Annotated in this window: 19 protein-coding genes; 11 read left to right on the forward strand and 8 right to left on the reverse strand. The window is 35.6% G+C overall.

Going from position 1 to position 26,766, the window contains the following annotated elements; translation table 11 throughout:
• Positions 1 to 146: 146 nt before the first annotated feature.
• The 3 genes from FG27_RS11190 to FG27_RS11200 all read right to left on the reverse strand — a co-directional run bounded on the left by FG27_RS11190 (position 147) and on the right by FG27_RS11200 (position 4,635).
• Positions 147 to 764 carry a class I SAM-dependent methyltransferase gene (locus FG27_RS11190; RefSeq protein WP_369794116.1) on the reverse strand — a complete coding sequence of 206 codons (618 nt, stop codon included), beginning with the start codon at positions 762 to 764 and terminating at the stop codon, positions 147 to 149.
• A 168-nt stretch (positions 765 to 932) separates the two neighbouring features.
• A complete protein-coding gene (locus tag FG27_RS11195; protein ID WP_037319067.1) occupies positions 933 to 1,601 on the reverse strand; it encodes a response regulator transcription factor in 669 nt (222 codons plus the stop codon).
• Entirely contained in the window at positions 1,594 to 4,635 is a 3,042-nt protein-coding gene (locus tag FG27_RS11200) for a sensor histidine kinase (protein ID WP_037319069.1), read from the reverse strand. The genes FG27_RS11195 and FG27_RS11200 overlap by 8 nt, the downstream gene beginning before the upstream one ends.
• Positions 4,636 to 5,716: 1,081 nt before the next feature.
• Here FG27_RS11200 and FG27_RS11205 point away from each other — a divergent pair.
• The 5 genes from FG27_RS11205 to FG27_RS11225 are packed head-to-tail and all read left to right on the forward strand — an operon-like array spanning position 5,717 to position 9,034.
• Positions 5,717 to 6,142 (forward strand): DoxX family membrane protein, encoded by a 426-nt coding sequence (locus FG27_RS11205; RefSeq protein WP_037322185.1) that lies wholly within the window; start codon positions 5,717 to 5,719, stop codon positions 6,140 to 6,142.
• A gap of 5 nt (positions 6,143 to 6,147) precedes the next feature.
• Positions 6,148 to 6,603, forward strand: coding sequence for a MarR family winged helix-turn-helix transcriptional regulator (locus FG27_RS11210; RefSeq protein ID WP_037322186.1), 456 nt, complete (start codon positions 6,148 to 6,150; stop codon positions 6,601 to 6,603).
• Between the two features lie 48 nt (positions 6,604 to 6,651).
• The gene (locus FG27_RS11215) at positions 6,652 to 7,635 is read left to right on the forward strand and encodes an NADP-dependent oxidoreductase (protein WP_037319072.1); all 984 of its coding nucleotides are present in this window, start codon (positions 6,652 to 6,654) and stop codon (positions 7,633 to 7,635) included.
• Between the two features lie 53 nt (positions 7,636 to 7,688).
• Complete coding sequence (locus FG27_RS11220; RefSeq protein ID WP_037322188.1) at positions 7,689 to 8,318, forward strand: SDR family oxidoreductase; 630 nt, start codon at positions 7,689 to 7,691, stop codon at positions 8,316 to 8,318.
• A 38-nt stretch (positions 8,319 to 8,356) separates the two neighbouring features.
• Positions 8,357 to 9,034 carry a type 1 glutamine amidotransferase domain-containing protein gene (locus tag FG27_RS11225; RefSeq protein WP_037322190.1) on the forward strand — a complete coding sequence of 226 codons (678 nt, stop codon included), beginning with the start codon at positions 8,357 to 8,359 and terminating at the stop codon, positions 9,032 to 9,034.
• 85 nt (positions 9,035 to 9,119) lie between these two features.
• Here the strand turns inward: FG27_RS11225 and FG27_RS11230 are convergent, their stop codons facing one another.
• The 5 genes from FG27_RS11230 to galK form a co-directional block, all read right to left on the reverse strand.
• The gene (locus FG27_RS11230) at positions 9,120 to 10,283 is read right to left on the reverse strand and encodes a hypothetical protein (RefSeq protein ID WP_231563310.1); all 1,164 of its coding nucleotides are present in this window, start codon (positions 10,281 to 10,283) and stop codon (positions 9,120 to 9,122) included.
• The gene (locus tag FG27_RS19395; RefSeq protein WP_037319079.1) at positions 10,243 to 10,578 is read right to left on the reverse strand and encodes a hypothetical protein; all 336 of its coding nucleotides are present in this window, start codon (positions 10,576 to 10,578) and stop codon (positions 10,243 to 10,245) included. The genes FG27_RS11230 and FG27_RS19395 overlap by 41 nt, the downstream gene beginning before the upstream one ends.
• 72 nt (positions 10,579 to 10,650) lie before the next feature.
• Positions 10,651 to 11,190 (reverse strand): helix-turn-helix transcriptional regulator, encoded by a 540-nt coding sequence (locus FG27_RS11240; RefSeq protein ID WP_156101224.1) that lies wholly within the window; start codon positions 11,188 to 11,190, stop codon positions 10,651 to 10,653.
• A 136-nt stretch (positions 11,191 to 11,326) separates the two neighbouring features.
• On the reverse strand, positions 11,327 to 12,367 hold the full coding sequence (locus FG27_RS11245; RefSeq protein WP_037319084.1) for a UDP-glucose--hexose-1-phosphate uridylyltransferase: 1,041 nt from the start codon (positions 12,365 to 12,367) through the stop codon (positions 11,327 to 11,329).
• Positions 12,368 to 12,426: 59 nt separating this feature from the next.
• Positions 12,427 to 13,590, reverse strand: coding sequence for a galactokinase (galK, locus tag FG27_RS11250; protein ID WP_051935959.1), 1,164 nt, complete (start codon positions 13,588 to 13,590; stop codon positions 12,427 to 12,429).
• Positions 13,591 to 13,771: 181 nt separating this feature from the next.
• Here galK and FG27_RS11255 point away from each other — a divergent pair, with 181 nt between their 5' ends.
• The 6 genes from FG27_RS11255 (at position 13,772) to FG27_RS11280 (ending at position 26,739) form a co-directional block, all read left to right on the forward strand.
• Complete coding sequence (locus FG27_RS11255; protein ID WP_037322194.1) at positions 13,772 to 16,498, forward strand: substrate-binding domain-containing protein; 2,727 nt, start codon at positions 13,772 to 13,774, stop codon at positions 16,496 to 16,498.
• 242 nt (positions 16,499 to 16,740) lie between these two features.
• Complete coding sequence (locus tag FG27_RS11260; protein ID WP_037319085.1) at positions 16,741 to 18,078, forward strand: sugar porter family MFS transporter; 1,338 nt, start codon at positions 16,741 to 16,743, stop codon at positions 18,076 to 18,078.
• A 14-nt stretch (positions 18,079 to 18,092) separates the two neighbouring features.
• Positions 18,093 to 19,685, forward strand: a complete 1,593-nt coding sequence (locus FG27_RS11265; protein ID WP_037319087.1) for a glycoside hydrolase family 32 protein — start codon at positions 18,093 to 18,095, stop codon at positions 19,683 to 19,685.
• Between the two features lie 75 nt (positions 19,686 to 19,760).
• Complete coding sequence (locus tag FG27_RS11270; RefSeq protein WP_197051685.1) at positions 19,761 to 21,947, forward strand: GH32 C-terminal domain-containing protein; 2,187 nt, start codon at positions 19,761 to 19,763, stop codon at positions 21,945 to 21,947.
• Positions 21,948 to 21,971: 24 nt separating this feature from the next.
• Complete coding sequence (locus tag FG27_RS11275; RefSeq protein ID WP_037319092.1) at positions 21,972 to 25,016, forward strand: TonB-dependent receptor; 3,045 nt, start codon at positions 21,972 to 21,974, stop codon at positions 25,014 to 25,016.
• 10 nt (positions 25,017 to 25,026) lie between these two features.
• On the forward strand, positions 25,027 to 26,739 hold the full coding sequence (locus FG27_RS11280) for a RagB/SusD family nutrient uptake outer membrane protein (protein ID WP_156101225.1): 1,713 nt from the start codon (positions 25,027 to 25,029) through the stop codon (positions 26,737 to 26,739).
• The last annotated feature ends 27 nt before the right edge of the window (positions 26,740 to 26,766 follow it).

Here is a 26,766-nt window from a genome sequence, read left to right on the forward strand (position 1 = left end):
TAACACTAATAGATTACGATATTGGAAAAGCCGGCTAAATAATTTCCGAATTAATTAAAGGTACTACAGTAATTCTAAAGCTATAGTAGAAGTTACAGCGCTAATCTTTTTAATGAGATCTAAAATTACTAGATAGCAAAGATTGGTTAATTTACTTTGTAAAGTGTGGTTACTACAACTCCTTTAAATCCCGGCGACTTAATAGATAGTAATTGTTTTTCTTCTTTTACCTTAAAGTTAAACGGTGACGCTAAAAGGTTTACACCACTTTGTTTTTTTAATCTGATTCCCTGTCCAGAGATAATATCTTTATTGGGTTCAAAATTTCCTTCCGGTAAATGCTCGGTTAGGATAACATATTTATAATTATATAACTTTTCTATTACACATTTTATTTCCGTATTCGATAAATGTTGCAAAACCTGCCTTAAAATCACGCAATCTCCCAGGGGCAAATTTTCTTTTGCGATATCTAAAGAATGGAATTCTAAATTTTCTGTTTTAAATGTTTTCTTGTTATGCGCTATAAGCTCTGGAACTATGTCTACGGCAATATATTTTTGGGAGTGCTCCACCAATTCCTTACCAATATTAAAATCGCCGCACCCCAGATCACAAACCACCGGTGGCGTTTCAAATTCTTTTAAAAAACTGGATACTAAAGCTATGTAGGAGTTTACTAAATCAGGATGATGGGAGCCTAAACCAGAGTAATATTCATATTTATCACCACCCCACAGGTTGTGTTCATATATCTGAGCCATAGTATCTTTAGTTGGCCAGGGCTTTTTTACTTTTCTATTTTTTGTCATTTAAATAATAAATCAAAATGTTACCGGATCTTAGATAAGGTATAATGAGTATGCCCCTAGAAAGCAAAATCCTGCTCCGAATTCTGGGGAAAATCCCCGTTTATTTAAGAAGAAAAAAGATCAGGAAATCTCTTCTAATATTTCCTTAGCATAGGTTTTTGATATTGGGATGCTGCTGTTATTTATAATAATTTCTTTAGTATTAAAAGCAGTAACACAATTTTTATTTATAACAAATGAACGGTGTACTTGTATAAATGATGAAGAATTCATTTGTTCTAAAAAGTCTTTGATGCTGGAACGAATTAATTTTTCAGAATCTTTTAGATGAAGTATTAAATACTGATCTTCCTTTTTTGCAAATAAAATTTGCTCTTCAGAAAGGATTATTTTTCGGTTTTTGTCCCTTACAATAATTTGCGCCTTGTTATTTATTTTACTTACTGCCAATTCCACAGCAATATATAAATCCTTATTGTTAAAGGGTTTTACTAAATAGCTGGTTGGTTTTGTAGCAATTGCCTTTTTAATAGTCTCTTCATCATTAAAGGCAGTAAGATAAATGATAGGTATATCTAATTGATTTCCTAACCAAACCCCTGTTTTTAAACCTTCTACTCTTATGTCTAAAATGGCAATATCTGGTTTTAGTTGGTGGATCTCTATTAGCGCAGTTTCTGCGTTGGTTGCCATCCCGCAAATTTTAAAATCTAAATCTTCTAGGGTCTGTTTTAAAAGCTCCTGGGTTATAATTTCGTCTTCTAAAATATAGATTTTTATGCTACTCATTTGTTGAAAAAAGTAAGGTTAATTTAAAATTAGTGGTGTTTTCAATCTTTAAATCTCCTTTTAATTGCTTGTTCATCATTTCTATAATTTTCATACCCATAGACTCTTTTTGATTCGCTTGCTTTTTAAAACTACCATTGTCAAAATATTCAAATACATACTTTTTATCTCGCTTTTTAAAATGTATAAAAATTTCTGGGTTTTCGGTATCGGGAAAAGCGTGTTTGTTGGAATTATTTATTAATTCATTTAGTAAAAGTGAAAATGGAGTAGCCTGCTTGATGCTTAAAAGGGAAGTATCTATGTCTAGATGATATTTTACATTTTTTGGAAAAAGCTTTTGATAATAGGCTACACTATTTTCTATATTTTCTTTAATAGAAATGAAATCCTGATTACTTGTATTATACAACAGGTTATGAATACCGGCGATAGATTCGATCCTGCTTTGGCTATCCTGTAATTTTGTTTTTAGTTCCTTATTAGTACTTTTTGCCATTTGCAATCCCAGTAATCCAGAAACAATTTGTAGGTTATTTTTAATCCTATGATGGATTTCCAACATCATAGTATGTTTAGTTTTTGCATCGTTTAAAGCAATTTCATTTTTTGCAAATAAGTCCTGTTTTATTTTATACTGATAAAACAAATACAGAATAGTGAGCGAAACAGAAAGAAAGAGTAATAGAGCAAACCACCATGTTTTATAAAAAACTTCTTCAGAAATTATCTTAAGAGCAATTCTTTCTCCTAATTTTTGTTTAGAAATATTGTAAGCTTCAACTTGTAAGATATAAGTTCCTGCTGCCAGATTTGCAAACAGCAGTTCCCTTCCAGAAAAGGTGGTAAACCATTGTAAATCACTTTCGGAATTCAATAAGCGAAACCGGTACTTGATATCCTGAGGGTTTGTTTGCCCTAAAACAGATATTGTTGCCGAAAACCTTCTATATTCTGAAGGCAATACAATCTCGCTGGTGTTGTTTAGAAAGTCAGGGGAGGTATTAATTTTCCAGCGATCGTTCTCTGAATTAAAAAATGAAATTGAGGTAAATTGAGGCTGAATTCTGAGATCTTTTTCAACCAATCCATCAGGCTTAAAATAGCTTAGACCTCTAAAATTCCCCATAAAAATACTGCCATCCTGCTCATCTTTATAAGTGCTGAATCTATTGCCTTTAAGCTCATAAACTCCATCTTTGTTAGTATATCTAATTATTTGTTTAGAAGACGGTTCTAAAGAAACAATTCCCGCATACGTATTTAACCATAAAGTACCAGTATTGTCTGCAACCATACCAACTATGGAAGCATTTAATTCATCTTCGTAAAACAGATTTAATTTTTTAGTTGCTGTATCAAACGTATAAATTTCACCAAATTTTGTAGAAACCAGAATACCGTAATCTTCCAGGTAGTTTATAGATAGCAAATGATCTGTTTCCACATTTTCAAATTCGTAGGTTTCAAAAGTGCCATTTTCGTATTCAAAAATCCCCTGGGAAGAAGTTGCATAGAGTTTTGCGCCATCTGTAGTAAATTCTTTTACTTGTATAGCATCTGTATTTAAAATTTTCGAATAGCTATTTTCTTTAATGCTGTATTTATAAATGCCACCTCCTGTATTTGCCGTAAACAAAGTGTCTTTTAGTTTTATAATTTCTTCGCCTTGTATTTTTATCGTTTGATCCTGAATCACCTTATAATTTGAATCCAGGGTGTATAGACTGTCAGAATCTGCAATTATAAGATTGTTGTCTTTTCCATCGAAAATATCCCTGGAGTAATTAATATTTAGTTCGTTAGTATCTGATAGAATTTTAATTCGTTCCTCTGTATTTTCTTTTACGTCTATCTTGTAAAATCCCTCTGTATCTGTTGCTACGATATACTTGTTTTCTTTCAGTTTTTTAATTGACCGGACGCTTTTTCCTTTTAAATAAGTTTTGATTTTACTTTTTATAAAAGAATAGGATTCTAAGGTGTTTCCGTGGAGAACCACCAGGTCTTTCCCAAAATCGTTGTATGTAATCTTTGAAAAATTCTTTACCTCAATGCTATGGAGTAACTCCTTCTTAAATTTCTTTAAACCATAAAGCTCAATGGCCGTATAATCACTATAAACCTCAGTTGAAAAAGCATAGTTAAAATCTGGTGTAAATTCCATTGCTTTCTTTTTACTAAGAAAGTCATTGGTATTAGGTTCTTCTACGAATTTTTTAATGTTACTATTGAATTTAAAAGCATTCTTATTGTTATCCACATAGGTATAAAAATCGTCATTTACTTTAAAAGGTGTATGGATGACCTGCGGAAAAAAATTAATCCCGTTACTAGCTTTAAAATCACTTTCGCTTATTTCTTTTGTGAATTTTCCCGCTTTATTCAAAAAAACTCCCTCTTTTTCAGTTTGTAACTTAATCAGTGTAAAGTCATCCATTGTGATTGCATCAGCCAAAAGCGGTTTAGCAACCGATCTTTCAAAGGGTATAGAATCAATAAATCTTACAGTTAATTCATCAAGGCTAGCACTATAAAATTTATCGTTTGAAGTGAGTACAATATGGGTTAAATCTCCCGCAGCGTAGGCTTTAGAAATTAAAAATTTTTCGTTTAAGTCGTTATACTCTTTAACAGCTTTAATTTCTAAAGTTTGTGTGTTGATGTAAAATAATTCAGCGCCTGCTGCCTGGTAATATAATTTTAGATAAAGCCCGTTGGCCTTATGTTTAAAGAAATGCCCTTCTCTAATTTTCTTATTTGAGGTATCAGGTAATTGTAGCGTAAAAAATTGAGCCCCATCAAAACGCTGTATTATAATTTCTTGCTCTCCTAAAATATATTCGTTAGAAAGTTTGTTTTCACCTAAAATCCATAGCCAACCGGTTGTATCATATATAGAATGATAAGGGGTGGAGATTAAATAACCATCTCTAAATGAAAAGCTGTTTTTACTAATTAATTGAGAACTTTCTTCCTGGCACCAAAGTGATATTGAATAAAGTAAAATGAATAAAGGAATTAATTTTTTCAATTTATGGTTTAAAACATATTAGACAATCAAATGTAGAAAAGGAGTACAGGTTTTTGCGCAAAAAAAATAATTATTTGGAAATAAATTATTCACTACAAAAAACGGTTTTTATAATGGGTTACTTAATATTTTCCAGTTGTAAGGTCTATTTAAACTGAACAAAATCAAAGCCTGAACCCTTTATTCATATTAAAACAACCGTTCACGACAAAAAAGTGGTAATTCACGACAATTTTTTTTAACCCACCTTCTTCTTTTCTACTTTTGAGTGAACAGCTTTATTATTTAATTATAAAGAAGCATTGATAAGACAATTATCACCTAAGATATTTGACAGGTTGCCCGGGTTATTTAGAACATTTCCTGGGGTATGTTTGAAGATTTTTACAATGAGGTGTTGTGAACAGAACTTCAAATTTATTTAAGGGTATAGAGAAGATATTTTTTGATTATGGGTAAATCTTGATGGCATGGGGCGAACTAACGAATTACCGAATTCTCTCACGTGGAGAGAGAAAGCTCTTCTAGAGGAGCAAGTAAATATGATTAATTATAATAACCACGAAAAATCGCTAAATGATAATTTTAGTAGTAGAGTGAACAATAGAGAAGAATAGATTTTTATAGGATATAGTTTGGGGATTAATTCGATAATAAATATTGTTTAAGTATTTTTATTTGGGGATAAAAATACATAGGTGTTAGACATATAATATGTTATCGGATTAATTTTAAAACCTTTCAGTTCGCTGGAAGGTTTTTTTATGTTCTAAAAGTTTTAATTATGGTTGTTGTGAGAGGGCGGGTTTTTACTTAATCTAATAATTACAAAGTCTCATCCTAACTACAGGGATCATTTCCTGGAAAATGCTTTGATATTTGCGCTACTGAATTCCTGCATACGTAAGTATCGACTTTTTTTGCTTATTCTTAAGGGGAATATTCTTCCGAAGTTATCTTTGAAGTTAGCGACCTCTATTGCTAAAAAGTTAATACTATCCTAATCAGGACGGTTATATTTCTATAATTACATACTTTTGTATCGTGCGCGATTTAATTTTGCACGATGCAAATTAAAGTTATGAAAAGAGCAGTCGAAACCACATTAACACAAAAAATCTTTAGAGTTCTACTAGCCCTGTTTATGATTTATGCAGGCTTTAGCCATTTAACCTTTAATAGGATTGAATTCCAGGCTCAGGTGCCAGACTGGGTTCCGTTAAGCAAAGATCTAGTTGTGATCTTATCTGGGATAGTTGAAATGGCACTAGGTCTGGCTTTGCTATTCTGGAAAAAGCAACGTGCTGTAACTGGTTGGGCATTAGCAATTTTCTTTGTACTGATTTTTCCAGGTAATGTAGCCCAGTATTTAGATGGAAAAGATGCTTTTGGAGCTTTAGATTCCGATAGGGCAAGATTAATACGACTTTTCTTTCAGCCGGTTCTTATAGCCTGGGCCCTCTGGTCTTCTGGCGCGTGGAAAGCGTGGAGAAATTCCAAAAAATAATTACTATGGATGATCAACAATTAAAATTGAACAATCAGATCTGCTTTCCAATTTATTCGGTTTCCAGATTAATAACGAAAGCTTATAAACCCTTTCTGGAAGAAATGGGTTTAACTTATCCTCAGTACCTGGTATTATTGGTACTCTGGGAAAATGATAAATTATCGATCAATCAAATTGGCGAAAAATTATTGCTAAACACCAATACCCTTTCTCCGCTTATTAAACGAATGGAGAAAATGGAGCTGCTGCAGCGTAAACGCTCTGATAAAGATGAGAGAAGTGTATTAATTCAGCTTACAGAAAAAGGAAAAGAATTAAAAAATACGGCGATCCCAATTCCTGAAAAGCTTCTAAATACTCTATTGACAGAAGATGTAACGCTAACAGAAATAATGCTTTTGAAAGATACGCTGAATAAATGGTCGGATATTCTTTCAGAAAAGCAGAGTAATAAATAGTAACTTACTGATAAATAAATTATTAAAATATAAAACCATAGAATAGATATGAAATCACTTCAGATAAAAAAATACGGAGAAATTAAAGATAGTTTATCCATCAATGAAATCGAAAAACCCTCGGTAAAATCAAACCAAATTTTAGTGGAGGTTAAGGCTGCTTCGCTAAACCCTATCGATTATAAAATGGCTCAGGGACATCTAAAAGAATTGCTGACTTTAGACTTACCGGTTACCATAGGTTTTGATGTTAGTGGTGTGGTTGTGGAAAAAGGAGCTGATGTTAGTGATTTTAAAATTGGTGACGAAATATATTCCAGGGTGCCACAGGAAGAAATGGGTACCGTAGCAGAATTTGTTGCGATTAGTGCCGATAAGGTGGCTAAAAAACCGGAAAATATATCTTTTGAAGAAGCTTCAGGATTACCATTAACGGGAATAACCGCGATCCAGGCTTTAGAAAAAGCAGGTATAAAAGAAGACGACAGAATTCTTATTCACGCCGGCTCGGGTGGTGTAGGTAGTTTCGCTATTCAATATGCCAAGGCAAAAGGAGCTATCGTTTATACAACTACCAGTAGCAAAAATGTTGATTGGGTAAAAGCCCTGGGAGCTGACCGGGTGATCGATTACAAAGAAGAAGATTACAAAGAAGTTGCGAATAACCTAGATATAGTTTTTGACACTTTAGGAGATGATTATACGTTTGACGCCTTCGAAATTGTTAAAGAAGGCGGAGTTGTAACTTCAATCGTAGGCCCGCCGGACGAAGAATCGGCCAAAATTATGGGGATTAAAGATTATAAGTTGCCTGAAGAATTATCAAAACTGGCTAAAGAGAAATCGGTAGCTTATAAACACACCTGGATGCAGCCAAATGCTGCTCAGTTGAAGGGTATTAAAACAATGGTAGAAGAGGGAGATATCAAGCCAACAGTAGACCTTATTTACGATTTCAAAGATGGCATTGATGCTTATGAATACCTAGCGACCGGAAGAGCAGAAGGGAAAGTAATTATTAGCTTATCCTAATATTCTTAGAATTCGTCAATAGATTATAAATATTATATAAAATGAAAATAACTATGAAAAAGAAAAATGTATTAGTTGCCGGCGCGAACGGTACCACAGGAAGAATTATTATTGATTTATTAAAAAAATCAGATAAATATCAGCCAATCGCAATGGTTAGAAAGCAGGAACAAAAAGAGCATTTTGAAAACGAAAATGTAACAGCCGTCCTGGGAGATTTAGAGAAAGATTTAAATGAAACTGTAAAAGGTGCCGATAAAGTAATTTTTGCTGCCGGATCCGGTGGAAAGAAAGTGGTTGAAGTAGATCAGGAAGGAGCAAAAAGATTCACCGATGCGGCTAAGAATGCAGGAGTTGAAAAATTCGTAATGCTTAGCTCTATAGGCGCAGACAATCCTAGTATTGGCGGAGAGCTTGAAGATTATCTAAAAGCAAAAGTGAATGCTGACGATTATCTGCAAAAAAGCGGTTTAGCCTATACAATTGTTAGACCTGGCGCACTTACAGATGAGGATGCCTCAGGTAAAATTCAACTAAAGGAAAAGTTAGAAAAACAAGAAAGTATTTCCAGAGCAAATGTTGCTCACACGCTAGTTGAAGTTCTGGACGATGATGTAAAGCAAAATCAGGTTTTTGAAATTCTTGACGGCGAGACTCCAATTGAAAAAGCAGTACGTAGTTAAGAAATTTCAAATCCTAAATGAATAAAAAAATAAAAGATATGAAAGTACTATTTGTATTAACATCTCACGATAAATTGGGAGATACAGGAGAAAAAACAGGATTTTGGATTGAAGAGTTTGCAGCGCCATATTACAACTTAGTGGACAAGGGAGTACATATAACAGTAGCAACACCCAAAGGAGGGAAAGCTCCTATTGATCCTAACAGTGAAGGATATGATGCTCAAACCGAAGATACAAAGCGTTATTATAAAGATGCTGAAACTCAAAAAGTGATCGAAAACACCATAAAGTTAGATACAATTAAAGCCGAAGAATTTGACGCTGTATTCTATCCTGGCGGTCACGGTCCCCTTTGGGATCTTGCAGAAGATAAAACTTCTATTGCTTTAATAGAAGCTTTTAATAAGCAGAAAAAACCAATAGGTTTGGTATGTCACGCACCTGCAGCTCTTAAAAATGTAAAAAATGAAAACGGTGAACCCTTAGTAAAAGGGAAAAAAGTAACCGGCTTCACCAATACTGAAGAAGAAGCTGTACAGTTAACCGAAGTTGTTCCATTTTTAGTGGAAGATATGCTGAAAGAAAACGGAGGCATTTATTCCAAATCTGGAGACTGGGAAGTTCACGTGCTTGAAGATGGGAATTTAATTACAGGACAAAATCCTGCATCTTCCAATAAGGCATCTGAAAAATTATATGAGATGCTTAAGTAATAAAAGCGAACCAAATTTAAAGCCTGTAATCCTAAAAATTACAGGCTTTTTTTATAAAATAATTTTAGGTTCTAATTGGGGATTTCTAGAATTCTGTTTCGATAATAATTTCTTTATATTCTTTCTTCAATTCGAGGATGTTTACCGGCTTATTTAAAAGATGTTTATCAAAAAACTGAATTACCAATGCATTGGTAGTTTTATAAGCCTGGAACGGATCAATATTTCCTGCCTCGTTTACTGCCGAAAAATTAACCATAAGCGGAATATCCATAAAATTTGAATGACCGGTATTTTGAATTGTAATGTTATAGAAATCAGCTTTGCTTTTATTTCTAAAAGCGTGTTTGTTGAAATTTGGTTGCTCTGCCGGCCACTCAGAAGAAATATATACAAAAGGTTTGTCTAAAGTGCTTTCTACCATAGAGCCCCACTGGGTACCGTCTATATTAATTGCAGCTTTAACCCGTTCATCTTCAATTAAAACCTGTCCTGCAGCGGCTCCTCCATGGGAATGACCGAAAACGCCAATATTTGAATTTAGAATATGATTATTCAGGAATGAAAATTCATTTTCTAAATGATCTATTACCGAAGAAATATCTTTACTCCATCTTTTAATACCTTCCGCTGCAATATAATCCTGCAATAAGTTTTCTACGGCCTTAAATTCTTCTTCAGCATTTTCTGCCTGATTAAATTCCTGGGTTGCATTCCAGGCCATCTCAGCCATTTGCTGGTTATTATTTAAACTATCATAGGTGGTATTATATAGCTTTATTTCATCATTTGGAAATAGCGACCCTGTACTTTCATACGTATGATTTATATTTAAAACAATATAACCCTGGCTTACAATTTCTTCAATAAGCGCATAATAGCCATAAGCCTTGGAATTATAGCCGTGCGAAAAAATCAATACCGGGAATTTTCCTTTAGCGATTGCGGGGGTTTTATAGGTATTGGTTTTAATAAGGTCTAAATAATTCATAGTCCAGCCGGGGAGGCCATATTTAGCTGCAAAACCAAGCCTGTTTCCTTTATCCAGGTATTTTTCTAAATCTTCATTTTCAATCTGGGCCGGGTACCAGGCTTTAATCATTAATTCCCTTTTATCTCCTTCTTCTATAGTTATAGTTTCTGGACGATCAGTTTTTAGGTAGATATCTTTTGATCCTATATTCAGGTTTCCGGTTGGGGTGGGCAATTTAAAGACAGGTAATACGATAGGTAATAACCAACCTGGCATCAAAATAATTCCGAAGCTGATTATAATAAAAGTCCTTTTTAAGAAACTCCATTTTCTCCATTCCGATTGTTTTAGAAGAAGAAATATTAAAATAAACGTCAATAGGTACCCCGGAGTCATTTGCCATCTGGCTCCTTCCAATACCAAGTGCAGAAGTAGAATAATTCCTAAGAGTATTGCAAAAGTTTTCTTCTTTGGGATTTTTAGTTTTAGTAAAACTAAAATGGGGAAAACACTTACAATTAATAGCAAAATAATTTCGAAAAGTCTCATCGGTTATGTTTTCAGCAAACATAGCAGAGAGTTCTTATAAGTTCACTTAAATGACAGTGGACAAATAATGGACAGTATTTTAATATGCTGAAATTTAAGCGTTTAAAATAAAGAGGTCTAAATCATCTTTAGCCGTTAAACCTATCTTTTTCCGTAATCTATAACGTGCTTTATTCACGCTTTCCGGGGTAATATTTAAGATTATACCGACTTCTTTTGCGCTCAAATTCATTCTTAACAATGCGCATAGCTTTATTTCATTAGCTGTAATATTTGGAATTTTCTCCTGAAGTGAGTTGGTGAAATTCGGGTATATTTTTTCAAAATCTGAAAAGAAAGTAAGCGTTTCCAATTCTTGCCGGTTACTTCTCAATATTTCTCGCAGAGAAACCTTTAAATCTGATTTTAACCGTTGGTTATTGATTTCCAATTGAGTCTTCCCGCGGTTTGAAATTTTCTTTTCTAATTCTTCATATCGATTGGTTTTTCTATCAAATTTAAATTGAAGACGTTTCATTTGTTTTTTCCTAAGGATAAAAGGAATTGCTATGAAACCCACTATGAATAAGCCCAATCCGCTAATAAACAAGATGCTGAAAACAAACCAAGTATCGGGATCAACTCTAAATTCCATTAATAATTTTAAATGTAGATTTTTGCTATTGAATAAGCCGGAAGCAATATTCACTAAAATGTAGCAAAGCAATCAAGTTCAATTTAAATATATAGAAATTAAAATAATTCCCGCTTTCAATTATTTATAGATGGAGTTACCTTTTCAAATAATGAACCTTAGAAAGTTCCTTCAAATTATCTGCAGCCTGTTCTGCGGTGATGTCTCGCTGTGGGCCGGCAAACATTTCGTAACCTACCATAAATTTCTTCACCGTTGCCGATCTTAAAAGCGGAGGATAAAAACTCATATGAAAATGCCATTCCGGGTAATCTTCGCCATCGGTAGGAATTTGATGAATTCCGGAAGAATAGGGGAAAGAGGTTTCAAAGAGGTTATCGTATTTTATGGTTAGTTTTTTAATAATCTCAGCAAAGCATTTTTCTTCTTCAGCATTTAATTGCCCAATATGTTGATAGTGCTTTTTGGGAACGATCATCGCCTCATAAGGCCAAACCGCCCAATAAGGAATGAGGGCCACAAAATGTTCGTTTTCTGCTAAAATGCGTTCATTTAATTCCAATTCCTGCTTTAAATAATCGCCTAATAAACTGCTTTTATTTTTCTCCCAATAGTCCTTAAAATGAGCTGATTTCTTTAGAATTTCTGTAGGAATAGATTTTTGCGACCAAATTTGTCCATGTGGATGCGGATTGCTACAACCCATCATCGCGCCCTTATTTTCAAAGATTTGAACGTAATTTATATTTTCCTTGCTACCCAGTTCTTGATGTTCCTTTTTCCAAAGTCCTATAACTTTAGTGATATCTTCTATTTCCATTAATGGAAGGGTTAGCGAATGATCTGGCGAAAAACAAACAACTTTACAAATTCCCGTTTCACTTTCAGCTTTTAGAAGTCCGTTTTTAAAATCTTCAGTCCGGCCATCGGGCAATAGCGCCGGGAAATCATTTTCAAAAGAATGCACACCTTTATAATCTGGATTGGTTTCACCGCCCATTCTAGAATTTCCGGGACATAAATAACAGGAAGGATCGTAAGTTTCTTTTTTCTCCTGGCTATTTTTTTCAGTCTTTCCCTGCCAGGGTCTTTTTGTTCGGTGTGGCGAAACTAAGATCCATTCCCCGGTTAGAATATTATATCTTCTATGTGGCTGTTTGTTCAATTCGGTATTCATAATATTTCTTTTAGCTTGATAAATTCCTGCGAAGCAAACTTACAAGGCATTAATAAAATTTAATTTCGAATAATTTGAGTTCCTTCATCAGGATCCACAGTTATTGAGCTTAGTTTAATATCGAATTTTTCCCGATAAGCATTTTTTACCTCTTCAAAATAGGTGTCAATTTTATCGGCTTCCATTAGATTAATAGTACAACCACCAAAACCACCGCCCATCATTCGGGAGCCGTAGATAAAAGTTTTGTTTTCAGAAAAATCTACAAGAAAATCCAGTTCAGGACAACTTACTTCATATTGATCCTGCAAACCTCTGTGTGAAGCATACATTAATTTGCCTAGTGTTTTTAGGTCTCCGCTTCGTAGCGCTTTTTCGGTTTCCTGAACACGATTGTTTTCTTCTAAAACATACCGGCAGCGCTTTAAGCTAATTGCGTCAATTTCATTCTCGAATTCTTTTAGCATTTCAAAAGTTACCTGCCTTAGCGATCTTACTTCAGCATATTTTTGTTGAATAATAGCTACCGCATCTTCACATTCCCGCCTTCTGGTATTATATTCACTATCAGCCAGGTTATGAGAAACATTGGTGTTTAAGAGTAATAATTTACAATTCTGAAGTTCAGCAGGAACAAATGCTGCTTCCAAAGTATCGCAATCCAGTTTTATAAAATGATCTTTTTTGCTCATCACTGAAGCAAATTGATCCATAATTCCGCAGTTATTGCCTACAAAATTATTCTCTGCCCGCTGTGAAAGTTTTATGATTTCCATTTGCGACAGGTTTAAACCGAATAAGGCATTTAAACCCCCGGCAAAACCACATTCCAGCGCTGCCGAAGAGCTAATCCCGGCGCCAATAGGTAGTTCACTTCTTATAATACAGTCAAAACCACTAAGTTTCTTGCCGTATTTCTGAATTTCATCCAGCACACCCAATAAATAGTTCTCCCAGGAGTTTTTACTTTTTGAAATATTATTCAGGTCAAATTCAGTATAAACTTCAAAGGTTTCGCTATAAATTCGGATTAAATTATTGTTTTGATTCTTTCTGAATTTGAAATAAATTTTCTTGTCTATAGCCGATGGCATGACAAAACCCCGGTTATAATCGGTATGTTCGCCAATAAGATTGATTCTTCCGGGAGAGGCAACTTTCACTTCAGCCTTAAAATCTTTAAAATCGTCTGGGATACTGCTATTATTTTCTACGGGTTTCAAATGCAATTTCTTTTTAAAGGTTTTCAAATATAATAAATGTAAACATTACGTTCATAACCTTTCAAATGAAATATTCAAAAGCAGCTAGCCTGATTTTTATTTATCCAAATGCATTCTCTATCTTTCCTTATTGATTTATTCAAAAGCTACAGAACAAATCAATTTATTCAATCTTTTGTTTATGAAGTACCTAGGTTTAATATTGCTATTTGGAAGCTTTTTGCTTTTTGGTTCCTGTACCGATACCCCGGAGCAAAATGATTTCAAAATTGGTTTCTCCCAGGCAATGACCACCGATAACTGGCGTAAAGAAATGAACCGGGCAATGAATGTGGAAACTTCCATGCATCCCGGACTTAAGCTTGAGATCAAGGACGCTCAAAATGATGTTTCCAGGCAGATTACGCAAATAGAAGAATTTATTGAAAAAGGGGTAGATGTTTTAATTGTTTCTCCCATACAATCTGTTCCTATTACGCCGGTAATTGAAAAAGCTATGAATGCGGGTATTCCCACTATAGTTATAGATCGAAAAATTGAAGGCAGTAATTACACGGCCTACGTAGGCGCAAATAATATTGAAATTGGTAAAAATGCAGCTAATTATATTAGCTCCACTTCAGAATCTAATGAAGCGCTAAAAATAATTGAAATAACAGGTTTGCAAACTTCTTCTCCCGCTTTTGAACGCAGCCAGGGTTTTCGTGAAGTATTGGCAACTAAGGATAATATTGATGTTATAGCCACCATAGCCGGAGATTGGGAAAAAACCTCAGTAAATAGTAATCTTAAATCTATTTTAGATTCACTAGGCAGTCCCGACTTTATTTTTGCGCATAACGACCGTATGGCATTGGGTGCCTGGGAAGTAGTGAGAAGTAAAAACCTTGAAGATAGTATTCAAATTATTGGTGTTGACGGTCTTTTTGGGCCAAGTGGCGGTATACAACTTGTAAAAGAAAATATCCTATCTGCCACCGTGCTTTACCCAACCGGTGGGGCAGAGGCCATTAAACTTGCCACCCAATTATTAGACGGAGATCATATAGATAAAAACAATATTCTGAATACGGTAGTTATTGATAAGGTGAATGTAGATATCATGCAAAACCAGTTCAATAAAATGAACCAGCAGCAGAATGATATTGAAAAACAACAAGCCGCTATAGAAGAGCAGTTAGTGACATATAATTCACAGACCAATCTTTTAAAAATCATGGTCGGGCTTATTGTTTTGTTACTACTGCTCGGTTTTTGGGCAGTTTACCTGGTTTTTAAACTGAAAAGACGCAAGCGTAGACTGGAACTAAATAATAAAAAGATAATTACCCAGCGAAACCAAATTGAAAAGTTTGCGGAACAGTTAAAAGTTTCCAATGAAGTTAAGATCAATTTTTTTACCGCCTTGTCTCACGAATTTAAAACTCCGCTCACATTAATTACCAGCGCAATAGAAAGCTTAGCTCAAAATCCGCATAAACAGCTTAAGGATTTTGCTTATGAAACCAGCCTTATTAGCAAAAACTCAGGTAGATTATTGCGACTTATTAATGAGCTTTTGGATTTTAGAAAATTGGAAAGTGGAAGTTTTAGGTTGAAACCTCTAAAAACCAATTTGTATGAATTTATAGAAAATATTTATGAAGATTTTAAAACCGAAGCGATAAGAAAATCTATTGACCTCCATCTGGAAGCGGAAGATAAAAATTTGCTGGTTTATATGGACAGGGATATGATGGATAAGGTGTTTTTTAATATGCTTTCTAATGCTTTTAAGTTTACACCAAAAAACGGACAAATTAATATTAGCATAGAAGAAACCGGTGAGGATAAAGTTGAGGTGCGTTTTAAAGATTCTGGAATAGGGATCCCGAAGGAAGATTTTAAGAAGATATTTGATCCTTTTAGACAGGCCGGGAATAATACCAAGCCCAGTTCAGGCCTGGGGCTTTATATTACCAGGCAATTTATTGAACTTCATAAGGGGGGTATTTCGGTTTCTTCCCACCAGGGAGCGGAGTTTAAAATTGAATTGCTGAAGGGTAAAGATCATCTTTCTGAGTATGAATTTTCAGAGAATACGGCAGAAATTCAGCGGGAAGAATCAGTAAAAATGTTAGACAATAATTTTATTCCTGAAAAACTTCCGCAGTCTCTGGATGAAAATGCCGAGACTATTTTGATTATTGAAGACAATACAGATCTTTCTTATCTTTTGAAGAAGAAATTACTGGGAGATTATAAGGTAGAACTTTCAGACGGTACAGATGCTATAGAAAAAGCACTGGAAATAATTCCCGATGTTATTATTTGTGATATCAACCTTCCCGAAAAAAGTGGTTTTGAAATCTGTAAAGAACTTAAAACCGATTTACGAACCTCTCATATTCCCACTTTAATCCTCACGGCTTTAAGTGATGAAGAGTCCTGTATTAAAGCGCTAAAAGCTGGCGCCGATTCTTATATTACCAAGCCTTTTAATTTTGAAATTTTAAAAGAGTCTTTACGAACTGCCTTATTTAATCGGGAGAAGTTACGCTATTATTATACCAATAAGATAGATCAGGTGAAAGACAATAAGTTTGAAGATTCAGAACAAAATTTCCTGAAAGAACTTAATTTACTTATTGAAAAGAATTTAAAGCAAACCGGGTTCAATGTGGAAGATCTGGCGCAACAATTAGGAATTTCCAGGGTACAACTTTACCGTAAAGTTAAAGCGATTATGGGTATAAGTATTAGCGATTATATCAATTCCCAGAGACTAAATAAGGCTAAAAGCCTTTTACAGGAAACCGACCTGAATATCTCTGAAATTGCCTATGAAGTTGGTTATGCATCTCCTGGCTATTTTTCTACTTCTTTTAAGAATAAATATGGCGCTACTCCAAAACAGTTTCGAAGTTAGAGTAACTACACTAAAACGATTTCGAATCTCATCTTTATTCAGGTAACATAATTCAACTTTTTGTATCATATCTTGAACTATAACGGTTTCGTAAATTTAGGCTAAATGCTCTAAAAGCCTATTTATCAGTTGTTTTTAGATATATTTTAATTTAATTAACAATTTTATAATCATTTTAAGGATTCCTAAAATAGGATAGGGAATTTTAAACATAGCTTAGTTTCTCACTTAGAAATTACGATATGAGTAAAATTTTCGCGTGGTCAATTAGTGCTGCATTAGCAGGTTTCCTTTTCGGATTCGATACCGTGGTTATTTCCGGAGCCGATAAACAACTTCAGGAATTATGGGGAACCTCAGATGCTTTTCATGGATCTGTAGTTATGGCTATGGCACTTTGGGGAACTGTAGTAGGCGCTATTTTTGGAGGAATTCCCACCAATAAATTCGGAAGAAAAAATACCTTGATAATAATAGGTGTTCTTTACCTTCTTTCGGCACTAGGTTCAGCCTTTGCTAACGATCCCATCACCTTTGCTATTTTCCGGTTTTTGGGAGGCCTTGGTGTAGGTGCATCAACTATTGCGGCTCCAACCTATGTTTCAGAAATTGCACCTCCTAAAGATAGGGGTAGATTGGTTTCCCTTTACCAGTTCAATATTGTCTTAGGAATTTTAATCGCTTATCTGTCAAACTATTTACTTCGCGATACCGGGGCGCAACCCTGGCGTTGGATGGTTGGAGTAGAAGCTATTCCCGCATTTATCTATATTATTTTTGTGGTATTTATTCCGCGAAGTCCAAGATGGTTGATTTCTAAATCCAGAAACGATGAAGCGGCTAAAATACTTCAGGACATTAATCCGGAAGCCAATTTGGAAGAACGAATGCTGGAAATTAAAAAGCAGTCTGAAAGCCAGATTACTGGTGATAATATCTTCATGAAAAAATATCGTTTTCCGCTTATTCTCGCATTTTTAGTAGCATTTTTTAATCAACTTTCAGGAATCAATGCCTTTTTATACTATGCCCCCAGGATTTTTGAATCTGCTGGTTTAGAAGCGAATACTGCGCTTTTGAGTAGTATTGGGATTGGAGTGGTGAACCTGCTTTTTACACTTTTAGGAGTTTTCCTAATTGATAAAGTAGGAAGAAAAAAACTGATGTTTGTTGGGTCAATAGGTTATATCATCTCTTTATCCCTGGTAGCCGCAGCATTCTTCCTGAATTGGGGCGGACTTTGGGTTCCTATATTCCTTTTCTTATTTATTGCGGCACACGCTATTGGGCAGGGCGCGGTAATTTGGGTATTTATTTCAGAGATTTTCCCGAACCATTTAAGAGCTTCAGGGCAGGCATTTGGTTCTTCAACACATTGGGTCTTAGCGGCAATTGTTCCATCCTTAGTGCCTGTACTTTTTACTACTATCGGCCCGGGTTACGTATTTGCGTTTTTCGCCTTTATGATGGTACTACAACTATTCTTCGTGATTTTTATGATGCCCGAAACAAAAGGCAAAACCCTGGAGGAGCTTAGTGAAGAATTATCTCCCGGAAAACAAAAAGAAGCATTTCAATAATAAAACAAGAAATAATGAAAAATAAATTAATAATCCTTTCCAGCTGCTTTCTGAGCTTAATGCTAATGTTTTCCTGTAAAGAGAATAATAAAGAATCTGATGAGGAAACACTAGAAGTTACTGCACAAAGTGACACCGATTTTCGACCGGCTTTTCATTTTACCCCAGAAGAAAACTGGATGAATGATCCTAACGGAATGTTCTTTTTGAACGGAACTTACCATTTATTCTTTCAATATTATCCTGAAGGAAATACCTGGGGTCCTATGCATTGGGGACATGCTACCAGCAAGGATATGATTAAATGGGAAGAACAGCCTATTGCTCTTGAACCCGATGAGCAAGGATATATTTTCTCAGGAAGTGCGGTTGTAGATACTGAAAATACTTCTGGTTTTGGCGATGGTGAAACGCCACCGGTAATTGCCATGTTTACTTATCACGATCCTAAAGGTGAAGAAGAAGGGCGTGAAGATTACCAAACCCAGGCAATTGCTTATAGTCTGGATGAAGGTAAAACCTTTACAAAATATGAAGGGAACCCTGTTATTGAAAACCCGGGAATTCGTGACTTTAGAGATCCAAAAATAACTCGAGATAACGTTCACGATCAATGGATCATGGTACTTTCTGCCGATGATCAAACTATGTTTTATACTTCTCAAAATTTAAAAGATTGGGAATTAGCTTCTGAATTCGGCCGTGGGATAGGTGCTCACGGCGGGGTTTGGGAATGTCCCGATTTTATTCAGATGAAAGTTGAAGATTCTGACGAGAAAAAATGGGTGCTAATCCAGAGTTTGAATCCAGGAGGATATAATGGAGGCTCCGGAACCCAATATTTTGTGGGTGATTTTGATGGAAAGACTTTCACCTTAGACGAATCTATGCAGGATTTGGATGAAGATCACCCTTACTGGTTAGATTTTGGAAAAGATAATTATGCCGGTGTAACCTGGGCCAATATTCCTGAGGAAGATGGAAGGCATTTGTTTATTGGCTGGATGTCTAACTGGCAATATGCAAACGAAGTTCCTACAGAAACCTGGAGAAGTGCGATGACTATTGCCAGGGAACTAAAACTTACCAAAACCGAAGATACTTACCGTGTAATTTCTTCCCCTGTTTCAGAACTGGAAGATTATAAGGGAGAAGAATTTACCAAAAATAATATTGAAGTTGAAGGGGAAACGCAAATAGTGGCTTCCGAAGAAATTGACCTGGCTAATGCTGTGCTTTCTTTTGAGATCGAAAATTTAAAGCAGCAGGAATATCACTTTAGTCTTTCAAATGATGGAGGCGATATTTTGAAATTTGGCTACGATCATAAAGCGGAGGAATTTTATATAGACAGAAGCAATTCCGGCCTTACCGATTTCAATGAGAATTTTGGAGATAAAGTATCTAAAGCACCCCGACTGTCAAAAACTTCAAATCTAAAAGTAAAGGCGATTATAGATAATATGTCTATAGAATTATTCTTTGACAATGGAGAGACGGTGATGACTGAAATTTTCTTTCCAGAGCAACCATTGAGTACGTTTAGTGCTGAAGGGAAAAATTTTAGTATTAATAATCTAAAAATTAATCAGGTAAAACTCAACTAGACAGTAAAATCTAATAAGAGAAGTGTAGTTTCAAATAGAACCAGCTTTAAAGTAATAATTAATACCATGAAAAAAATGATGTTTCTTTTAAAAGTAATTTTAGCAGGCAGCTTATTTACATCTTGCTACGATGATGATGTAGTTTTTATAGATGAGGTTGACAGCCTTAGTATAGATAAAATACTGGAGTTTAATTTTGATGAAGACTCGGGTAGTACCATTTCAGAATCCTCGAGTGGTAATACTTTTGAAATTCAGGGTAAGGCGGTAAATCGTATGCCAGGTGTTTCTGGGAATGCGCTTTTCTTTGATGGTCTTAGCAACGAAATTGATGGAGAGGTCTCCAGTTCTGTATTACCGGGGGGTGATGTAACTGTCTCATTATGGGCATCACCAAGATCTTATCCCGTTGGTACAGCGGCTATGTTGGCAATGACTACCGAAGGTTCAGAGACAGGTGTAATGGTTGGTCTTAATACTTACGGACAGGTAGTTGTTCAGTATTTTATTGATGGTTCTTTTGCAGAAACAATAAGTACACAGAGTATACCCAGAAATCGTTGGAGTCATATCATTGTAGGGATTAGTCCTGCATCCCAATCTATAGATATTTATTTAAATGAGCAATCTATAGCATCTAATACCGTGCCCTCAGGTTCTATTACCTGGCCTTCTGGTTCTACACCTTTCAGTATAGGGAAAAACACTATGGGAGAAAGCCTGGGACAATTTGATATTGATTTTTACTCTGGAGCACTTGATGAAATTACGGTTTACTCTGGTCACGCCACTCCTGCCGTTGCTGAATTTATCGGAGATCAATATGGTACTCCAGGAGGGGTAGAATACAATTTAGGTATTGATTATTCAGGAGATAATAACCGACCTATTTATCACCCTATTCCAGATTATGGATGGGCCAATGAATCTTATGGCTTGATAGGTCTTGATGGTACTTACCATATGTTTTATCAGAAGAATGAAGTTTTTCTTGGAATAGCTCAGCAAAACTGGGGTCATTTTACTAGTACTGATTTAGTTGACTGGGAAGAGCAGGAAGCAGTTCTTTGGCCAACTCAGGGTTGGGATCAGGCTGGAATATGGTCTGGTGACGCCATTATTTTAGAGGATGGTACACCTGCTGTAATTTATACAGGAGTTGATGGCTCTAAAGCCGCAATGGGTTCAGCTTTTTCTTCAGATAATTACCAAACATTAGATAAAAACCCGAATAATCCTTTAATAGCAGCGGCTCCTGCAGAGGTAGATTTAGATTTTCGTGATCCGTATGTTTTCTTCAAAGACGGTCTTTACCATATGATTATTGGTAGTGGTATCGCTGCCGAAGGAGGAAATGTGGTGTATTATACCAGTGAAGATTTTGAAGATTGGAATTATGAGGGAATTTTATTCCAGGGAGATATCAACCAGGGGCAGGGTGAGTTCTGGGAAATGCCCGTATTACACGAATTTCCTGATGGAAGATTTATCCTGCTTGTTCAAAAAACGCCCGATAATACATCTCCTGCTATAACTTTTTACTGGACAGGTAGCTTTGAAAATGGAGAATTTATCCCCGAATTTGAAACGCCTAAAAATCTTGAAGTAGTAAATGGCTTCCTTTCTCCTGCAGTAACCCTGGAAGATAATGGAAGAACTACAGCAATTGGGATTATTCCTGATGAGGTAACTCCTGAATTTCAGCAACAACAGGGCTATGCTAATTTATTTAGTATGCCACAGGTTTGGACCTTAAGCGAAGATGGAACTATCATAATAAATGCGCACCCCAATATAAATGACTATCGTGGAACACAAACCTCATTTGGAACTATAAGTCTCGAGCCAGGTGCTGAAAATAACCTGGATTTTAACGGAAGGCATTTTGAAATGCAGACTTCAATAAATACAGGTAACGCAAATAGATTCGGGTTTATCCTGGGTGAATCAGAAACCAGTGGTGAGAAATATAAAGTTTATTACGACTTTAATTCCCAGGAGTGGGTGGTAGATGCTTCAGATTCTTCAACCTCAGACCTGGTAAGAAGAGATGTGCGAAGAGGCGCATTTAATCTTAGCCCTGGAGCAACAGTAGATATAAGAGTATTCGTAGATGGATCTGTACTGGAAGTTTTTATAGATGGAGAATCCCATTTTACCGGGAGGTTCTTTCCTGAGAGTGCCGATGCCGATGGTGTAGACCTTTTTGTAGAAGGAGGTTCAGCATCTGCCGAGGTTACTATTTATGAAATCGAGAATTAATATAAATCAACCAAGAAACCAAATATGAAAAATTTTATAGTGATATCACTCTTTTTATGGTCTCTATGTTCCTTTGCGCAGCAAAAAACACTCACCGGTACTATTACCGATGAGGCTGGAATGCCTATTCCGGGAGCAAGTGTACTTATTAAAGACACCAATAGGGGCGCTATGAGTGATTTTGATGGTAATTTTCAGCTGGAAGCCAGCCAGGGAGAAGTATTAGAGATTTCTTTTATGGGTTATCTAACAAAAGAGGTTACGGTAGGCGATAGAGCTAATTACAATATCGTACTGGAAGAGGATGTTTCTCAACTAGACGAAGTCCTGGTTACAGGTTATACCAGTGAAAGGAAGTCAGACATCGCAGGAGCAATTACAGTAGTAGATATTTCTGAAATGTCTCAGGAGTTTAGTCCTAATATCCTTACCTCTTTACAGGGTAGGGTGCCAGGAATCCAAATTAATTCTGGCGGTACACCGGGTGGTAACGATTCCCAGATTCTTATTCGTGGTCTAACTACGGTAAATTCTGGTTCAAGTCCACTATGGGTTATCGATGGTGTCCAAACTTTTAACCCTTCTTCACTTAACCCAGATGAAATTGAGAGCATTCAAGTCTTAAAAGATGGAGCTTCAGCAGCTTTATATGGTACATCTGCAGCTAACGGAGTAATCGTAGTGACCACTAAAAAAGGAAAAGAAGGTACTTCTGAATTCACGATTAAGTCTGAAACTACCTTGAACATGCTAAGAGATGATATAGATATTTTAAATGCAAGACAATGGGCAGATACCTATTATCGTGCAAGACGAAATGATGGGATTTCAGGAAATTTTAATATGTTAAATGATAATGGTAGTGGTTTTGACATTCCAGAGTTTTTAGATCCAGAGCAACTTATACGCTCATCAGACACAGACTGGGTTGATGCTATAATAGATAATTCAATCTCTTATAATACCGATCTAAATTATCGTTATGGAGATGAAAACATGACGCTTTTTACCGGTTTAAATTATACTAAAGATAATGGTATACAGAAACACACTTATTATGACAGATTAAATGCGAGATTAAACTCCACTTTTAATCTTTGGGACGACCGAATTACCGTAGGGGAGAATTTTCTCTATTCCAATTATAATGAAGTGCAGGCTAATGAATTTGAAAATGCCATCCTGCAAAATCCATTGATCCCAGTTTTTACCGAAACTGGAACCTATACGGCACCTGTTATTCAGGATAAAGCAAATTCGGTTGCCAACTTGTGGTCTAACCGAAAGAATGAACAAAGGAATAACCGGCTTTTAGGAAATGTGTTTGCGAATATTGAAATTATAGAAGGTTTAAACTTTAATACTTCATTGAATTTTGATTATGTGCGTTACAATTTCGATACGCGCACACAGCCCTTTGTTCAAATGAATCAAATTCCCAGTGTTTTTAGTAATATAGACGTAGATAAGGTAGAAAATGATTTTTTCAAAACCATTTTCACAAACTTATTGTCTTACGAGTTTGAACTTGATAAACACCGATTTAATGTTCTGGGAGGATTGGAATTTACCCGTCAGAATGAAGATTTTCTAACCGAGAGAATTAGAGGGGTAGATATTACAAACTATCCCAACTATATCGTGAGAACTGATGCTGAATTTCAAACTATTGAGAATACGGTAGAATATCGAAAACAATCTCAATTTGGTTCTTTAAAGTATATTTTTGATGACCGCTACATTGTTTCCGGTAGTATTCGCCGTGATGGTTCTTCCAGGTTTGGATCCAATAATAGATTTGGGATTTTTCCCGCAGCTTCTGTAGCCTGGAATATGGTAAACGAAGATTTTCTGATAGATTCAGAAACTATTTCAAATCTTAAATTACGCGCTTCCTGGGGTGTAAATGGGAATGATATCATTGGGAATTTTCTCTATCTAAGTTCTTTCCTGGATAATACTGTGGGCAACGTTATTGAATTTTCAGATTATAATATTAGCGGTAGCGGATTTGGCACCCAGAGGGGAATTCTACAATCCAGACAGGCAAATCCAGATATTAAATGGGAAGAAACCACGCAGTATAATGCAGGGTTTGATCTTGGTTTTCTACGAAATAGATTAACACTAACCGCCGATTTCTTTGATAAGAGTACCAATAATCTAATCCTGCAGCCTATTTCACAGGCTATTACAGGAGAATCAGACCCACCCACAATCAATGCGGGTGAAGTTTCAAATATTGGATTTGAGGCAGTAGTAAGTTACCAAAACGATTCTAGAAATGAATTTAAATATGGTGTAGATGTAAATGTATCGCATTATAAAAATAATGTAGAGTCTCTGGATACTGATAATAACTTCCTGCTTAATAGTGGAGTTGCAATTACCCAGGAAGGCTCTCCAATTGCATCGTTTTACGGTTTAGTTGCTGATGGACTTTTTAGAACTCCAGAGGAAGTTGCAGTGCACGCCGCTCAACCAGGGAAAGATCTGGGTAGAATTAGATACCGCGACCTTAACAACGACGGGGTAATTGATAATAATGATAGAACTATAATTGGGAACCCTCATCCAGATTTTATTTATGGTATTAGTTTGAATGCAGCTTATAAAGGTTTTGATCTAAGTGCATTTTTTGACGGTAAACACGGTCATGATTTATACAATACCCAAAGAAATCTTGGAGATTTTTCTTATTTCAGTTTCAATTTTGGACGTAACACGCTAGATGACTGGAATTCAGAGAATGCGAATTCTAATATTCCTGCTTTGAGTACCAACAATTCTAACAACGAGCTTCAACCTTCAAGTTATTTTGTTGAAGATGGCTCATATTTCAGGTTAAAGAATATCACAGTAGGTTATACTTTACCAGATGATTTTATTGACCAGATGGATTTAAATAATCTAAGATTCTATTTATCGGGTCAAAACCTATTTGATATTACATCATTCACAGGCTTTGATTATGAAGTTGGCGGTTTGAGTGCCGGTGGGATTGGAATTGCAGGTTATGGAATTCCCCATATCAAATCAGTAACCTTTGGAGTATCAACAAATTTTTAAAAAGCATCTTATGAAAACCATTTTAAACAAATCACTTCTCATTTTTTCCTTTTTAGGTATACTGTTGAATTTTGGATGTGTAACAGAAGATGATCTCTTTGTTCAGGAACAAAATACAATCTCAGAAGAGAATCTTGAACCTGAAGCCCTGGTGATTGCTGCCTACAGCGCTTTAGATTATAGGTATAACACTGGAGACTTTAGAGATCTATATCCTTTTGATCACGCACCCTCTAACTGGCCAACCTCAGATATTCGCTCTGGCGATGCCTATAAAGGCGGCGGTGGAACCGGAGATAATCCCGGGGGAGGTATGCATCAACTCGAAACCCATAACCTTTTTCCTTCAAGCGAAAATGTTTATAACCTTTGGAGGGCCATATACTTTGGTGTAAAAAGAGTAGATACAGCACTTCGTTTTCTAACTGCTATAGAAGACGGTGAATTTGATGAACGTGAGACGCGTATTGGAGAATTATATGTTCTAAGAGCTCATTTCTATTTTGAAGCAATGAAGAATTTTGGTTCTATTGTGTGGTATGATGAAAATACCCCGGTAACTGAATTAAAATCTATCTCAAATACATTTGATGAGGAATTTATATGGGGAAAAATAGAAGAAGACCTTAACAGGGCCATAGACATTTTACCTAATAGCCAGGAAGATCTGGGTAGAGCAAATGCTATGGTGGCCAGAGCTTATTTAGCTAAGGCACATTTGTTCCAGGAAGATTGGCAGGAAGTGATTTCCAATACTAATATGGTAATCAATTCTGGACAATATAGATTGGTGGAAGATATCGAACGATTATACTCTGAGCCCGGCTATGGAAATGATGAAAATATCTTTGCTATTCAATTTTCTATTGAAGATGGATCGCAATACGGGAACCTTAATTTTGGAGACTTAATAAATTCACCAGATAGCCCTAGTGATAACCCAAACCATCCTTATCTAAATGGAGACGATTTTCATAAACCTTCTCAAAATTTAGCTAATGCTTTTAAGGTGAATTCTAATGGTTTGCCAATGTTCAATACTTTTAATTCTGCAAGTCTTAATGAAGATGATTTTGTAGATCCAAGGCTTGATCACACTATTGGAAGACCGGGAATAACCTGGAAAGATTGGACTGCAATGCCTCAACAACCAGACTGGAGCAGGGATCCAGGAACTTATGGCTTTTTGGTAAGAAAAAAGAATATGATTTACCCAACTTCAGATGGTATGGCATCCAATCCAAATGGTTTTCCCTGGGCTTTAGGGAACCTTGATTTTCCGCTTATAAAATATTCAGATTTATTATTGTGGAAAGCAGAAGCTTCTATAGAGTTAGGAAATATTGCTGATGGTATGGAGATAATTAACCAAATTCGTCTTCGTGCAAAAAATACTTCTTATGTACCAGATTTCGAAAATCCTTCACAAGATGCAGCTAATTATCTTATAGAAACTTATCCTACTTCTATTTCTGAAGATCAGGCTATTCAAGCACTAAGATTTGAACGACGACTGGAACTTGCTAATGAAGGACATAGGTTCTTTGATCTGGTTAGATGGGGAATTGCCGATAGTTACATTGGTGAATATATAGCTGGTGAACAAGCCAGAAGACCTTATTTATCAGGTGCTAGCTTAGAACCGCACGAATATTATCTTCCTATTCCGCAAATTGAAATAGATGCCAGTGGTGGTGTTTATACACAAAGAACAGGCTATTAATAACTACAACTAAAACTTAAAATAGAT

The sequence above is a fragment of the Salegentibacter sp. Hel_I_6 genome, assembly GCF_000745315.1.
GTDB lineage: Bacteria > Bacteroidota > Bacteroidia > Flavobacteriales > Flavobacteriaceae > Salegentibacter.